Raw genomic sequence first — 14,066 nt, 5'->3', positions numbered from 1 at the left:
GTCTTGTAGGTCAGGCGTGTGAGTCTGCTCATGCCGACCAGCTACCATACCGGACTCACGACATGAATCACGGAAGGGATTTGTGCAACAGAGCCAAACGAACCTTATCCTGACTTGAGAGGATCAATTGACGTCTACGTCGGGCAGCCCCCAACGATTCGATGACGACTGAAGGGCGCTGATGATGGGCCTCAACGTCCGCCTACAGCGAGAGAAGGTTTTTTGCATTCTTCATATGCCGTCGGACCAGTTCCTTTTGCAGTATACGTGATGGAATTGCATGTGCCGGGGCCCCAGGATAACCGATTTCACCAACCTCCGGAAAGAGCGACGTGAATTCGTCCCGTTGCGCCTTGCTTAGTGTCTTTTGCGTTTCGAAATTCATCAAAAAGCTCTCGGTCGGCGCACCCTCAGCGAATATTACTTCGTGCTGACTGAAGACGAGGTGAAAATATTCAACGCCCTCAATGGCGTCATCAACGTAAATTCCCGGCAATTCAGTTAATCTTATTGCAGCAACGAGAACGGCCTCCGACCCGAACATGCGTTTGACAATATCGGACTTCACGACCATTCGGTGCTGGCGCGACACAACCAGATCTCTCTTGGGCAGCCCTGAACCCAATGCTCCGGCAGTGATCCGTATCGGGAAAAGCTTAACATTCCTTTGAAGCTCATTTGCCCCTACGATCCGGCTCATTGTTGATACGAGTTCTTGAAAACCATTGTCTTGGGTCAGCACTTTACACCCTGGTTTCAAGGTCTCTACAGGCACATCGCCGCGATCTGTGGTAATCAACGTTCCACGGACTATACAGGTCGCACCGGATGGCACCAAGTCACCGGCATCCCTCATGGTGTCAATGTCAGAATTCCATCTGAGATTACCCAGAAGGCCGCCCCCAGGAAGATTGGAGAAATCGACGGCCATAGTAGTATAAAGATCTCCTACGGCTGGGCTTCCCGCCAGATTTACAATCCCCGAATATGTCACAGTCAAGTCACCCGTAACGTCTTCATATTCGGGAGCCAATCTGAAGGGATAGCCATTCAGGGAACTGGGCGTGGAGTTTCCAGTCGGATAATCATCGCGATCTGAATTCGTATCGAATACCGAACTAGCAGGCTGCAAGTCGATTTGGAGAGAAGTCAAAGGTTTTGTTGTAGACAATTCATGCCAGTCGAAACCGAAGGACATATCGATGTCTGCGCCGGTGGCTCCACCGAAGGTGTAAGAATCCAAAGCATGCCACGTGAGGACCTCCGTAGAGCCGTCAGCATATTTGGCCGTGATCGTAGCGCCTTCCAGATCGACTCCACGCGAGTTAGTGTCGTCGCGAATACCGTTTACAGTTTCATGCGGATTCTCGTCGAGCCTGACAATATCAATCGAGGGCATTTATCAAGTCACCTTCTGCCGCCTACATTCCCCGCCAATCGATCTTGATTGCAGCGATCTTACGCAGTCCTTGAGATAGAGAGCCGGACGCAGCTTGACATGCTCGGGCATCGCCGCAAATGTTGCTTGTCCGATCTCTTCTGCCATAGGAAATGTCCTGTTGCGCACATTAGATGGTGTGCACGTTTTCCCTTGCATCGGACACGATCATCCCACGGGTATGGGGTCCGGTATGCCGAAGCCCGTGAGGCGGTTCAAGAGGGTCCGTTGCATTGGCGTGTCTGTTGTCGGAGCCTTGGCGAACCTGAGGAGACGCACCATGGCGCACCGTGATCCGTCCTGACGACAGTGCCAGAAGTCAGTCAGGGGGCTTACGGGTGCTGAGATCGTCACCTCCCTCAAAGGGTCGAGACTGTTGAAAAGTCGCATTGGCGCGGCCGAGACTGCCATTCGTCTGCGCGGCGGTGGTTTTTTCCGAGCCGCACGGTCGTAACCGCCGTCCGGATGGGCGGGATTCTGTCGTCCCGGACAGACCTGAAAGCGCCCGGGCGAGCAAGAGCCGCAAGAGAGTTGTCGGCCGCACCCCCTGTCGCGAGGCGCCTTGGACAGCCGGCCGTTGTCGTTGAGAGTGTCCGCAAGGGGCTCCCCTTACGGACACGACGGAGAACCCTGAGGCACGGCATGCAATGATGATCTGCACCATGCTCAGAGGTGGCACTGGAAAAAAATGGTTCTCTGGCCCATAAATGAACACGGCTAGAGATCTGACCGTCGATGAGAACATGCCATGGATGTGAGGGTTGCATCGAACGGCCGTCTGATCCTGCCGCGTCAGGCGCGCGAAGCCATGGGTCTGTCCGGCGATACAAAAGTGTCGCTGGTGATCGAAGGCGATCTGGTGCGCCTTGTGCCTCTGAGCCACCGGGTACGGCGCGCGCGGGAAATGTACCGCGAGGCAGTCACGGAACCCCGCACGACTGAGGATTTCCTGCGCGATCGGCATGAGGAGGCTGAAAGGGAAGAGGGCGAGGCCGTTGTGGCATCTGCCCGTACCACTCGGGAGGACCGGACTTGAGCGACGCCGTCCTCGACGCGTCCGCTGTCCTCGCCCTGCTCCGCGGCGAGCCGGGGGGCGACACGGTGGCGGACTACATCGGGGAGGCGGCGATCTCGGCGGTGAACCTGCAGGAGGTCGCCAAGGAAATGCTTCGTGAGGGGGCTTCGATCGAGCGTGTCCGCCCCGTGCTGGATGAGCTCGGGCTCGATGTGCGCCCTCACGACAGCCAGGCCGCCTGTGCCGCCGCTGCCCTCGACCAGCAGACCAGGCAGCACGGCCGCGGCCTTGGGGACCGTTTGTGCATGGCGCTCGGGTTACAACTCGCCGTGCCGGTTCTTGCGACGGATCGCGAGTGGGCGAAGGTCGAGGTCAAAGGGCTGACGGTGCAGAATCTGCGATAGGGACTGTAGCCGCTTCTGCCGGTTGGCCGGGCTTGTCCTGGAATTGTCTGTCAGCCGACGCTGAGGTCACGCGGATGCGCCGACCATGGAATATACCATCCGGGGTATACCCGACGACAAGATCCGCATCGGACACCAGAGTGCGTCTCGATCGGGTTATCCCGAGATTTATCGTACAGTAGCGCAAGGGGAGCCAGACCTCAATCGAACAGAACGGCTCTTCAATGACCCTCTATGGCTATGGCCGCGTGTCCACGACCGACCAGGACCTCTCCCTGCAGGAGCCCTCGCCGGTGGCCTGCTGCCGTTTTTTTGCACATGCAGGCAAGATCCTGACCATGGAACCGCAGAGTGGGTACGGCAAGACGGAGATTCAGCCGCGATTTCAAGATCGAGCTGGTAAAGCTGGTGAACAGGCGCGGCGTGGACCGGGCACAGGCTTTCGGAAGGGTTTGATGCTGACGTTGCCTGGTGATCCATGGCTTCTGATACAGGAAACCCTCGACTGTAGAACCTTCGGCTCCGAAGCTGATGGAGCCTGGCTCTTTCGGGGAGCCACCCACCGAACTCCGTAAATCTGACCCTTCAGGATCCTTCATGCAACTGTTCGAATGCGGAAACTGCCGGCAGACGCTTCATTTCGAGAACCGCTTGTGCGAGCGCTGTGGGCACCGGCTGGGCTATATCGCGGCGCGGCAGGCGCTTGTGGCGCTGGACCAGGACGGCGAAGTCTGGCGTTCCCTCGACGCGCCAGAGGAAAACTGGCGCTTCTGCGCCAATGCGGCTCACGACGTCTGCAACTGGCTCGTTCCCGCGAACGGGGCCGACATTTTCTGCGATGCCTGCCGCCACAACCGGACCATCCCGGACTTGTCGGTCGAGGGCAATCTGTACCGCTGGCGCCGGATCGAGGATGCCAAGCACCGGCTGTTCTACTCGTTGATCCAGTTCCGGCTGCCGCTGACCACGCGCCGCGAAGACCCCGAGGGGCTGGTCTTCGACATGATCGCGGACCCGAGCGACCCGAATGCCGAGCGGGTGCTGACCGGGCACGCCTCGGGGCTGATCACCATCAACATCGCCGAGGCCGACGACGCCGAGCGCGAAAGCCGCCGCGCGGGACTGGGCGAGCTTTACCGGACCTTGCTGGGCCATTTCCGCCATGAGGTCGGGCATTACTACTGGGACCGTTTGGTTCGGGACGGCGGACCGGGGACACTGGACCGCTTTCGCGACCTGTTCGGGGACGAGCGCACAGACTATGCGGAGGCGCTGGACCGCCATTATGCCAACGGCTCCCGCGACGACTGGCGCGACGCCTGCATCTCCGCCTATGCCGCGGTCCACCCGTGGGAGGATTTCGCCGAGACCTGGGCGCATTACCTGCACATCGTGGACACGCTGGGCACGGCCAACGCCTATGGCATTCGGCTGCGCCCGCAGGTCGCCGAGTTGCGCGGGCTGGCCACGCGCATCGACTTCGACGCCTATCATGCGGACACCATCGAGATGGTGGTCGAGGCCTGGACGCCCCTCACGCTGGCAGTCAACTCGCTCAACCGCAGCATGGGACTGTCTGACCTCTATCCCTTCGTGCTGTCGCCGCTCGTTATCACCAAGCTCGGGTTCGTGCATGATCTGATCCGCTCTGCCTAAACGGCAGGCAGATCCATGGCTGGTGATGGGCTGGCTCCTGGCGGTTGGCTTGCCGCAACCTGAAACCCATGCAAACGACTGATGACCATGCAGGATGCATCGACAGCCTAAGCGAGAGCGCAATGGGGATTTGCTGGGACGACTATCGGGTCGATGGCCTTCACGACGAGGTGATCCTCGGCCGGGGCCAGCCGCGTCCGGGGGCCGAGGCGCTGTGCGCCTATCTCGCCTCGCTGGACGACGCCGTGCTGGCGCAACGCGTCGCCTCGGCCGAGATGGTGATCCGGCTCATGGGGATCACCTTCCGGGTCTACGGCGAGGACGGTGGATCGATCGACAGGCACTGGCCCTATGACCTGATCCCGCGCATTCTGCCTTTGCCCGAATGGCGACGGATCGAGGCGGGGCTGAAGCAGCGGGCGCTGGCGCTGAACCTGTTCATCGACGATGTCTATCACGACCAGCGGGCCTTTGCGGACGGGATCGTCCCGCGCGCCCTGCTGGCCACCTCGAAGAACTTTCGGTCCGAATGCATGGGCGTCTCGCCGCCGCACGGCACTTGGGCGCATATCTGCGGCTCGGACCTGGTGCGCGACCGCGACGGCACCGTTTACGTGCTGGAGGACAACCTGCGGGTGCCCTCGGGCGTGTCCTACATGCTGGAAAACCGGCAGGTCACCAAGCGGTGCTTCCCGGAACTGTTCCGCCGGGCGCGCATCCTGCCGGTGGACGACTATCCGTCGCAACTCTACACGATGCTGGCCTCGCTCAGCCCCCGACCGGGCGACCAGCCGCAGATCGTCGTGCTGACGCCGGGCATCTTCAATTCCGCCTATTACGAACACAGCTTTCTGGCCCAGCGAATGGGGGTGGACCTGGTCACGGGCGCGGACCTGTTCGTGGACGACAATGACTGCGTCCAGATGCGGACCATCTCGGGCCCGCACCGGGTCGACGTGATCTATCGCCGCGTGGACGACCTGTTCCTCGATCCCGAGGTCTTCCACCCGGACTCGATGCTCGGCGTGCCCGGCCTCATGCGGGCCTGGCGCACGGGCAAGGTCGCCTTGGCGAACGCCCCTGGAGCGGGGGTGGCCGACGACAAGGTCGTCTACACCTACGTGCCGGCGCTGATCCGCTATTATCTGGACGCCGATCCGATTCTGCCCAACGTCCCGAGCTTTCGCTGCGTCTACCCCGATGAATGCGACCACGTGCTGGCCAACATCGACAAGCTGGTCGTCAAGGCGGCCAATGAGTCCGGCGGCTATGGCCTGCTGATCGGCCCGCACGCGACCGAGGTCCAGCGCAACGCCTTCGCTGATGCGGTGCGGCGCGATCCTCGCAACTACATGGCCCAGCCGATGCTGACGCTGTCCACAGTGCCGACCATCGTGGGCGGCAGCGTGGCCCCGCGTCATGTGGACCTCCGCCCTTTCATCCTGTCGGCCGAGCGGACCGAGGTCACGGCCGGGGGGCTGACCCGCGTGGCGCTGGTCGAAGGGTCGACGGTGGTCAACTCCAGCCAGGGCGGGGGCAGCAAGGACACCTGGGTGGTGGATGTCGGAGGGTCATGATGCTGTCGCGGGTTGCCGAGAACATCTACTGGACGGCGCGCTATCTCGAGCGGGTCGAGAACACCGCCCGGCTGGTCGCGGTCCATTCTGAAATCCGCCTCGACCGGCCCGACCGGGCGGGCTTTTTCTGGGAGCCGGTGTTGACCATCACCGAGACCCTGGGCGAGTTCGAGGCAAGGGGCCTGCGGCGGACCGAGCGCGACGCGATCAACTTCCTTCTCACCGATCTGCAGAACCCCTCCTCGCTGCTCGCCTCCTGCGTCTATGCTAGGGAGAACATCCGCACGCTGATGGAGATTCTGCCGCGCGAAAGCTGGGAGGCGGTGAACGGACTGCACCACGCCGCCGCGCGGCCGGGCGCCGGCGCACCCCAGCAGCGCGACGTGTACCTGCGCGAGATCATCGAACGGTCGCAGGCGATGGTCGGACTGTTCCTCGGCGCGATGAACGACGATGCCGGCTATGCCATCCTGCGGCAGGGACGCGCGATCGAGCGCAGCAACTTCACGGTGCAGGTGCTGAGGGACGCGCTCGTCAGGATCGGGGACGGCACGGGCGACATGCAGGCGCTGCGCGCGGCCGAATGGGTCGGCGTGCTTAAGTCGCTCACCGCCTATCAGATGTACCGCCGCAGCCTGCGCGGGCCAGTGACGCGCGTGGGCGTGAGCCGGTTTCTGATCTTCTCGCAGGTTTTTCCCCGGGCGCTCGCTTATTGCGTCAACGAGGCCGGGCAGGCGCTGGGGCGGTTGCCGAACGCGGACCTGCCGGCAGCGGCCGTGGCGCGGCTTGCCGGCGAACTGGACGCGGTCGAGCGGACAGGGGCGGAGGCCGACGGGATCGGCGACCTGCTGTCCGCGGCGCAGGCCCAGCTTTCCGACATCCATGACGCGGTCTGCAGCGCCTATTTCACCCCCTTCACCGAGGTCCCTGCCGTGGCCGGCCAGACCCAGGCGCAGCCCGCCTGACCGCCCCGTCTCAGCGCGCCGGCACGAAGGGCACGGGCGGGGTCGAGGCGCAGGCCTGGTTGATGACCTCGGACCAGCTGCGCGACAGGTCCGCGAAATAGCGGTCGCCGGCCTCGATACGGTGGACCAGTTCCGCCCCGGGGCGTCCCTGCCGCGCGGTGACGATGTCGATGGGCAGCCCGACCGCAAGGTTCGAGCGCATCGTCGAACTGTAGGAGATCAGGCCGACCTTCACCGCCTCATAAAGCCCGGTGTCATGGGTCAGAACCCGGTCGAGGATCGGCTTGCCGTATTTGTGCTCGCCGATCTGCAGATAGGGGGTGTCCGCCCCACATTCGATGCAGTTGCCCGCCGAATAGACCAGAAACAGCCGCAGCGGCTCGCCCCCCACCGCGCCGCCCACAAGCAGCGTGGCGTCGAAGCTGACGTGGTCTTGCTGCAGGCTTTCCATGCCGTCGCGCGCGGCGCGGACGGCGCGGCCGGCGGCCCGCGCCGCCTCATGGATGCTGGCCACGGATTCGAAGGTGTCGGCGTCGCCCGTCTCGGGGTTCGGCACGCCGTGCTGCAATCGCTGCACAGCCTCCTGCGTGGTGGACAGGCTGCCCGCCGAGGCGCTGACGATCAGCCGATCGCCATCGTTCGCGTGGACCCGAAGCTTTCGATAGGTCGAGACATTGTCGACCCCCGCATTCGTGCGCGTATCGGCCATCATCACCAGCCCCTCGCGCACCAGGAACCCGATGCAGTAGGTCATTCATCCCGCTTCTTTTTCTCGACCTGCCGATCCTAGTAGGAATTCCATTTTGTTCAAGCCAGGGCGGCCTTGTGTCAACCACTGAGCCCTTCATCTCCTTTAACCGTTCCGGTGTTGGACGCGCTACCTTGGAGTGCGACTTTTGATCCTCAACAATAAGTCGAGCTTTTGGAAGGCGCGCAGCTGGTTCAGGTCCTGCAGGATCGGCCAGAGCTGGAGCCCGCAAGCCGCCCTTAGCCCCATGCCTGCTCCACGACTTCTAGGCGGCCAAGGACCGCGAACTCGTCGAGGAGGAACAGGGCAGGGTGAACCGCGCCGGGTCTGCCGGAGGCCGGTTGGTCCTGGCTGCGCGGCCATGACCTTGGTTTCCATGGCCGCGTAGAAGTTCGCTTCAGCCTGGGCCGGCGGGATGTTCCCGATCGGCTTAAGGAGACGGCGGTGGTTGAACCAGTCCACCCATTCCAGGGTGGCATATTCGACGCCCTCGAGGCTGCGCCAGGGTCCACGGCGGCGGATCACCTCGGCCTTGAACAGGCCGTTGATTGTCTCGGCAAGGGCGTTGTCGTAGCTGTCGCCGACGCTGCCGGCCGACGGCTCGATGCCAGCCTCGGCGAGGCGTTCGGTGTAGCGGATCGACAGGTATTGGGGACCGCGGTCGCTGTGATGGACCAGGCCATGCCCTTGGGCGGGCGGCGTTCGTGGACGGCCTGCTCCAGGGCATCGAGAACGAAGCCCGCCTGCGCCGTCGAACTGACCCGCCAGCCGACGATGCGACGGGCATAGGCATCGATGACGAAGGCCACATGGACGAAGCCCTTCCAGGTCGCGACGTAAGTGAAGTTGATGGTCCCCCGATTCAGTGGACACCTTTGCTAAGCCTATGAGGCATGGAGGTGTTCAATGCCGAAGACGAGAAGGGAGTTTTCTCCCGAGTTCGAATCCGAGGCGGTCGCCCTGCTGGAAAGCAGTGACAGATCGTTGATGCAAGTGGCGACCGAGGTAGGCATTTCGCCATCTATGTTGCGGAACTTGCGAGCAGCGGTTCGCGGGGGGACGCCCTAATCGAGGACGACACCGGGCCTCCCCTCGATGCCGTCGCCCGCGGACCAGGCGTCGGAGATAACCCGGCTGAAGCGTGAGCTCGATCGCACGCGCATGGAGCGCGACGTGCTAAAAAAAGCGATCGGCATCTTCGCGGAGGTGCCGAGATGAGCTTCCAATTCATCCGCGACCATGCCGGCAGATGGCCGGTCAGGCTGATGTGCCGGGTTCTTGAGGTCTCGGCCAGCGGCTATTACGCATGGCGCAGCCGTCCCGAAAGCGCCCGGGCGCGCGCCAACCGTGCCCTGCTGGCCGATCTGCGCCGCCTCCATGGCGAGCACCATGGCCGTTATGGCAGTCCCAGGATGCATGCCGCGCTCCGTGCGCAAGGCAGCACGGCAAGCCGCGGCCGCGTCGCGCGGCTCATGCGACGCCACGGCATCCGCGCGCTTGCCGGCCGCAGGTTCAGGCCGTGCACGACCGACAGCCGTCATCGCCTGCCGATCGCACCGAACCTGCTGCAGCAGGCGTTCGTCGCGCCGGCACCGAACCGCGTCTGGCTGGCCGACATCACGTTCATCGCGACCGGAGAGGGATGGCTGTATCTCGCCGCGGTGCTGGACCTGGCAACCCGCAAGATCGTCGGCTGGTCGATGCGCGACCACATGCGCACCGAGCTGCCCTTGGCCGCGCTGATGATGGCGGCGCAGCGGCAACGGCCGACCGAAGGCCTCATCTGCCATTCCGACCGAGGCAGCCAATACCCATCCGCGGCGTACCGCAAGCAACTTGCGGCCATGAAAACGAAATCGTTGATGAGCCGCACGGCGTGCTGCTACGACAATGTGCCCATGGAGAGCTTCTTCCACACGCTGAAGGTCAAACTCATCCAGCAGCGGCAATGGGCAACACGAGAGGATGCTCGGCGTGGCCTCTTCGGGTATATCGAGGGCTATTATAACCGGCGGCGAATCCACTCCGCCCTCGGATACAGGACCCCAGAACAGGCCGAACGACAAATGGCCTGAACCCGTGTCCACGAAAACGGGGGACCATCAGAAGGGTTCAGCGTGAATATCCTGTGAACATCGAGCCAAGGGTTTCCGGGTGACCTCCCCGCATCTTTGTCCGCCCAGCCCCCCGCAATCCACAGATATCGAAGCCACCCGGCGTGCTTTTGGCAGGCGTGGCGTTTATAAAGAACAGCATCACGGAAGAATTACGGCCCCCCGTCCAGAAGGACAAACCTCCTGCGGCTCCCTCGGGCTGCTGGTTCCGGACGCATAGCCATGAACATCGAAACCGACTTCTCTGGTGCGGCCTCCGCTCGGGACGCGGCCGTCGCCACGGTCCAACAGTCCGACGGTCCAACAGGCTTCTCGCTCAAGACCTCGCGCCTCGGTCCGGCCTCGCCCTCGGACGGCGCGCAGCCTTGTTCCGCACGGTCGTTTCGCGGCGCGGCAGATAGCGTGCCGATGCCTGATCAGGCGGCGGGAGAGAACAAGCCGAGTCTGGTGGTCGAGCCCGAGATCCGGGCATTCTACGAGCACCTCGGCAGCGGCTTGCCGCGGGATTTTGTCCTGACCGAGGAGAGAGATGCCATCGTGCACTAGACCCGCGGGACGGTGATCTGTGGTCCGATCCGGGTGGCAAGCTTTCCCCGCTGTCCCGATCACTCCGGTTGGTGCGTCGAGGTGGAGTTCCTTGATCGCCGCGGCCGGCTTCAGCGATCGACGTTTCCGGCGCTTGAGCTGGTGACGCGGTCAGGGAAGTTCCTGACCCAACTCGTCGACCGGGGCCTCGCCATTCATTCGGCCGCTACCGGCGTGGCGGAGCTTCTCGGCAAATGGCAGCGGGTAGGCCATAGCTGGCGGGCCGATTGCACCGGCTGGTTCGAAGCTCCAGCGGGACGCATGAGCTTCGTGCGCGCCGGCGGCGGGGTCCATCAGTCCTGCAACGCCGCCGCCGAGCCGATCGTCTTGGCTGCACCGCCGCCGGCCGGCAGCCAGATCACTGGCAGCCTGTCGGGCTGGCAGGACGAGGTTGCCGCGCGCGCCCTCGGCAACCCGGCCCTGATCTTCGCCATCTCCGCTGCGGTGACCGGGCCGCTGCTGCGCCCCGCAGGTGTGGACACCGCCGGATTCAACTTTTTCGGCCCCCCGAGCGTCGGCAAGTCGCTGCTGTTGCGGATGGCACTCAGCTGCAGCGGCGATCCTGCCCGGCTTGTGCCCTGGACGGCGGCCCAGACCGGCCTTCACCGGCTCAGCACCGAGGCTCAGGACGGGCTTCTGCCGCTGGACGGCTTTCCCAGGGATCCCGACGCGCGGCTGATCCGGGCGCTTCTCGCCCTCGCCGATGACGCCGGCGCAGGGCGCACCGATCCCGCACCTGATCCCGATGGTGGCAGCCGGTTCCGGCGGATCGTGCTCTCCACATCCGAACTGCCCCTGGCCACCTCCCTGCGCCGCAAGAAGAAAGATCGACCGGCTGCGCTCGCCCTGCGCATGATCGTCATTCCCGCCGATCATGGCTGCCATGGACTGGTGGGCAACCTGCAGGGCCACGCGGACGGCGCGGCGTTCGCCCGCAGCCTTGAACGATCGATGCGCCGTCATCACGGTCATCTCCTCCCGGCCTTCCTCGACCGGCTCATCGCCGACCTCGACCAGGTCACTGCCGATCTTTCCGACGCCCTGCCCCGCCTCTCGGCAGAGATGGAGAGCCTGCTCGCTGCACAGGAGACCGCCCTGCCGGGCGCCCTGTCCCGGATTGCCGAGCGCTTTGCCCTGGTGAGCCATGCAGGCCAGCGCGCTGATCCGGCAGGCTTTGTCGCTCTTCGCAGCGGTGATCGGCCTCGGGGAGGTGTAGCCTCAGGACTGGGCGTCGCCCGGAGAGGTCGACACGGCCCGATCTCAGGCTCCCTTCTCCGGGGCCAGCAGCCCCAATAACCGCTCACTCATGCCGCACCTCTGACCCGATCCGGCCCCGGTGGTGCCCTGGGCGTCCGCTGGGGCGCTCGGCAGCGGGGCCGCCCGGGGTCGCAGGTGTGGCTGCCCGCGCCCGGCTCCAAGGGGGGCGGGCCAGAAGCGATGCGCAAGCCCAAACCCCATACCCCATACCCCGCGTCCGGGGATCTCTCCGGCGTCGCCGGGAGAGCATCTCCTTATAAGGAGACTGTCCTCATGACTCAGCCCACCTGGGCCGCGCTTGCGGCCACCGCCCTTGACCGCCTCCAGCACCTTGCCGCCGAGAACGACATCGGGAGCCGGTCGGATCGCCTGGACTGGTCCGATCACGAAGCAGGCGACGTGTCCAACAGGTCCCGATCGATCACCCGGGCCACGGCCTAGCTTTCACCGGGCCTGCCGCTGCCCGTCGACGAGCAGCGGGTTCTCGTCCTGGACGAGATCGGCAGCGACGCCGATGATCCCGGCGTGCCCGCGGGGGAGGTGCAGCGATCCGCCGTCCGCCCACCCGCCCACAGCCTGCTCCTGGCAACTGCGCCTTCGATCTCTCCCAGGCCACCATGCTCGCCCTGCAGATCGACACCAACCTTGGCCTCGGCGCCAAGGGTCCGCTCTGGCGCGGCACCGAGCCCATCCTCTATCTGAGCGTTCCCGCCAACGCCGCCCGCATCCGCCAGCGCCTGGACGATGCCGAGGACAAGGCCGTGGCGATCCTCGCCCGCAACCGGCCCCTTCTGGACGCCAGGGGCACGGCGCTGCTGGAGGCCGGGCTGCTGGAGGGGGATGAGCTGGGCGAGTGGTTGGAGAAGGTGGCGCCGGAAGGGTGATGCCCTCACGGCGCTGCACCGGCGCACGGCTCAAGCCAGTGACTGCGCGCTGCCGGTGGGCAGCGCCAGTTCGACGAGTTCCTCTCAAATCAGACGCGAAAGCCGCCGCGCAGTTCGGGCCGTCGATGACCTATTTCGCAAATCGACGAGTCACTCTTCGATCTCCCGCTGGACGTCGGACGATTCAGCGGAACAGCCGAACGGCAATCTCCATTGACCGGGAATCCCATGAACGATCGGCCCGCCCATTCCTCTATCGGGCAAACCTCCAGAGCAACCGTTGTCCACATGTTTCGCAATGCAGCCCACATCACTGGCAGGGATTTCCCGATCATGAGCCGCTCTATTCGCTCCTACGAGACCGACCGACGACCCCCGTTTTCCACCCCCGCTTTCCGGAGCCCCGCGTTTGCGCGAACCGACCAGTCATGCCTGCACCCCGGCCCCGTCGCCGGGTCAGCCGCGCCGCCCGGCGCGGGGCAAGGCCGCGTCGGCGACAGAGAGGACGTCGTGCGACGCGCGCTCCGATCAGCGAGAGGCCTGGCTCGCCTTCATCCGCGCGCTTGCGCGCCAGTCGGCCCGCGCCGACCATGCGGCCGAAGAGACCCATTCTTTCCGTTGACGCGCGACTCGTCTCCAGTTGAGGGCTGCACGCCATGAGCACAGCGCTTCGCGCCGCGATCTACGCCCGTTTCTCCTCCGACCTGCAGCGGGACGCGGCGATCGAGGACCAGATCCGCGCCTGCCGCGACTTCGCCGCCCGGCAGGGACTGGAGGTGGTGGAGACCTGCGCCGATCGCGCCGTCTCCGGCGCGAGCCTGATGCGCAGCGGCATCCAGAGGCTCTTGCGGGAGGCGAGCGGCGGCGGGTGCGACGTGGTGATCGCCGAGGCGCTCGACCGCCTGTCGCGCAGCCAGGCCGATGTCGCGGCGCTCTACCAGCAGCTGCAGTTTCACGGGGTGATGATCGAGACCGTCAGCGAAGGCCAGGTCTCGGAACTCCATATCGGCCTGACCGGGACGATGAACGCTCTCTTTCTCAAGGAGCTCGGCAAGAAGACCCACCGGGGTCTGAAGGGGCGGGCGCTGGCGGGCAAGTCCGCCGGCGGGCTCACTTACGGCTACAAGGTAGTGACGACGTTCGAACCCGACGGCGAACCGGTTCGCGGCGACCGCGCGATCGATCCGGTGGAAGCCGCCGTGGTCCGGCGGATCTTCGAGGACTATGCCCGGGGGCTCTCGCCGAAGAAGATCGCCGCAGAAGATGCCGAAGCGCTGAACCTGGAGACGATCTCCGGCCGGCAAGGGGGTCATTGGGGCACCTCGACGATCCACGGCAACCGCGAGCGCGGCACCGGGATCCTGAACAACGAACTCTACATCGGGCGCCAGGTCTGGAACCGGCTTCGCTATGTCAAGGATCC

Annotated in this window: 13 protein-coding genes and 2 pseudogenes; 12 read left to right on the top strand and 3 right to left on the bottom strand. The window is 64.4% G+C overall.

The annotated features are described in order from the left end of the window. Positions 1 to 202 precede the first annotated feature (202 nt). The gene (locus DPQ23_RS14595; protein ID WP_112875508.1) at positions 203 to 1,399 is read right to left on the bottom strand and encodes a Hint domain-containing protein; all 1,197 of its coding nucleotides are present in this window, start codon (positions 1,397 to 1,399) and stop codon (positions 203 to 205) included. 787 nt (positions 1,400 to 2,186) lie between these two features. Here DPQ23_RS14595 and DPQ23_RS14590 point away from each other — a divergent pair. The 6 genes from DPQ23_RS14590 (at position 2,187) to DPQ23_RS14570 (ending at position 7,055) form a co-directional block, all read left to right on the top strand. After that, positions 2,187 to 2,474: an AbrB/MazE/SpoVT family DNA-binding domain-containing protein gene (locus DPQ23_RS14590; protein WP_112875507.1), complete on the top strand. Its 288-nt coding sequence runs from the start codon at positions 2,187 to 2,189 to the stop codon at positions 2,472 to 2,474. Next, positions 2,471 to 2,857 (top strand): type II toxin-antitoxin system VapC family toxin, encoded by a 387-nt coding sequence (locus tag DPQ23_RS14585; protein WP_112875506.1) that lies wholly within the window; start codon positions 2,471 to 2,473, stop codon positions 2,855 to 2,857. The genes DPQ23_RS14590 and DPQ23_RS14585 overlap by 4 nt, the downstream gene beginning before the upstream one ends. A gap of 224 nt (positions 2,858 to 3,081) precedes the next feature. Further along, the gene (locus DPQ23_RS15545) at positions 3,082 to 3,432 is read left to right on the top strand and encodes a recombinase family protein (protein WP_162630782.1); all 351 of its coding nucleotides are present in this window, start codon (positions 3,082 to 3,084) and stop codon (positions 3,430 to 3,432) included. A 22-nt stretch (positions 3,433 to 3,454) separates the two neighbouring features. After that, positions 3,455 to 4,513, top strand: a complete 1,059-nt coding sequence (locus tag DPQ23_RS14580; protein WP_112875505.1) for a zinc-binding metallopeptidase family protein — start codon at positions 3,455 to 3,457, stop codon at positions 4,511 to 4,513. 122 nt (positions 4,514 to 4,635) lie between these two features. Further along, the gene (locus DPQ23_RS14575) at positions 4,636 to 6,090 is read left to right on the top strand and encodes a circularly permuted type 2 ATP-grasp protein (protein ID WP_112875504.1); all 1,455 of its coding nucleotides are present in this window, start codon (positions 4,636 to 4,638) and stop codon (positions 6,088 to 6,090) included. Next, entirely contained in the window at positions 6,087 to 7,055 is a 969-nt protein-coding gene (locus DPQ23_RS14570) for an alpha-E domain-containing protein (protein WP_112875503.1), read from the top strand. The genes DPQ23_RS14575 and DPQ23_RS14570 overlap by 4 nt, the downstream gene beginning before the upstream one ends. Before the next feature lie 10 nt (positions 7,056 to 7,065). On the opposite strand, the gene DPQ23_RS14565 is transcribed toward DPQ23_RS14570, so the two are convergent. Both DPQ23_RS14565 and DPQ23_RS14555 read right to left on the bottom strand, forming a co-directional pair. Further along, the gene (locus tag DPQ23_RS14565; protein ID WP_112875502.1) at positions 7,066 to 7,809 is read right to left on the bottom strand and encodes a proteasome-type protease; all 744 of its coding nucleotides are present in this window, start codon (positions 7,807 to 7,809) and stop codon (positions 7,066 to 7,068) included. A 348-nt stretch (positions 7,810 to 8,157) separates the two neighbouring features. Next, positions 8,158 to 8,651: pseudogene (locus tag DPQ23_RS14555) on the bottom strand (IS3 family transposase); the annotation flags it as partial. Positions 8,652 to 8,709: 58 nt separating this feature from the next. Between DPQ23_RS14555 and DPQ23_RS14550 the strand changes: the two are divergent. From DPQ23_RS14550 to DPQ23_RS14530, 6 genes and pseudogenes are all read left to right on the top strand, one after another. Further along, positions 8,710 to 9,878 (top strand): annotated as a pseudogene (locus tag DPQ23_RS14550) (IS3 family transposase). Between the two features lie 261 nt (positions 9,879 to 10,139). After that, entirely contained in the window at positions 10,140 to 10,463 is a 324-nt protein-coding gene (locus DPQ23_RS14545) for a hypothetical protein (RefSeq protein ID WP_112875501.1), read from the top strand. 12 nt (positions 10,464 to 10,475) lie between these two features. Further along, complete coding sequence (locus tag DPQ23_RS14540) at positions 10,476 to 11,798, top strand: DUF927 domain-containing protein (RefSeq protein ID WP_112875500.1); 1,323 nt, start codon at positions 10,476 to 10,478, stop codon at positions 11,796 to 11,798. A gap of 234 nt (positions 11,799 to 12,032) precedes the next feature. Then, entirely contained in the window at positions 12,033 to 12,200 is a 168-nt protein-coding gene (locus DPQ23_RS15540; protein ID WP_162630780.1) for a hypothetical protein, read from the top strand. Positions 12,201 to 12,376: 176 nt separating this feature from the next. Next, positions 12,377 to 12,643, top strand: a complete 267-nt coding sequence (locus tag DPQ23_RS14535) for a hypothetical protein (protein ID WP_112875499.1) — start codon at positions 12,377 to 12,379, stop codon at positions 12,641 to 12,643. 656 nt (positions 12,644 to 13,299) lie between these two features. Further along, positions 13,300 to 14,066, top strand: a 767-nt coding sequence (locus tag DPQ23_RS14530; RefSeq protein ID WP_162630779.1) for a recombinase family protein, incomplete at its 3' end; no start/stop codon positions are given.

Source organism: Paracoccus endophyticus (assembly GCF_003286075.1).
Classification (GTDB): domain Bacteria; phylum Pseudomonadota; class Alphaproteobacteria; order Rhodobacterales; family Rhodobacteraceae; genus Paracoccus; species Paracoccus endophyticus.
Note: the sequence above shows the minus strand (reverse complement) of the source record. Positions and strands in the feature narration are given on the sequence as shown.

Bases quoted from the DNA above. Each gene is read 5' to 3' on its own strand.
- DPQ23_RS14535 (WP_112875499.1), top strand. From the start codon at position 12,377: ATGCTCGCCCTGCAGATCGACACCAACCTTGGCCTCGGCGCCAAGGGT.
- DPQ23_RS14545 (WP_112875501.1), top strand. From the start codon at position 10,140: ATGAACATCGAAACCGACTTCTCTGGTGCGGCCTCCGCTCGGGACGCG.
- DPQ23_RS14570 (WP_112875503.1), top strand. From the start codon at position 6,087: ATGATGCTGTCGCGGGTTGCCGAGAACATCTACTGGACGGCGCGCTAT.
- DPQ23_RS14565 (WP_112875502.1), bottom strand. From the start codon at position 7,809: ATGACCTACTGCATCGGGTTCCTGGTGCGCGAGGGGCTGGTGATGATG.
- DPQ23_RS15545 (WP_162630782.1), top strand. From the start codon at position 3,082: ATGACCCTCTATGGCTATGGCCGCGTGTCCACGACCGACCAGGACCTC.
- DPQ23_RS14590 (WP_112875507.1), top strand. From the start codon at position 2,187: ATGGATGTGAGGGTTGCATCGAACGGCCGTCTGATCCTGCCGCGTCAG.
- DPQ23_RS15540 (WP_162630780.1), top strand. From the start codon at position 12,033: ATGACTCAGCCCACCTGGGCCGCGCTTGCGGCCACCGCCCTTGACCGC.
- DPQ23_RS14595 (WP_112875508.1), bottom strand. From the start codon at position 1,399: ATGCCCTCGATTGATATTGTCAGGCTCGACGAGAATCCGCATGAAACT.
- DPQ23_RS14580 (WP_112875505.1), top strand. From the start codon at position 3,455: ATGCAACTGTTCGAATGCGGAAACTGCCGGCAGACGCTTCATTTCGAG.
- DPQ23_RS14575 (WP_112875504.1), top strand. From the start codon at position 4,636: ATGGGGATTTGCTGGGACGACTATCGGGTCGATGGCCTTCACGACGAG.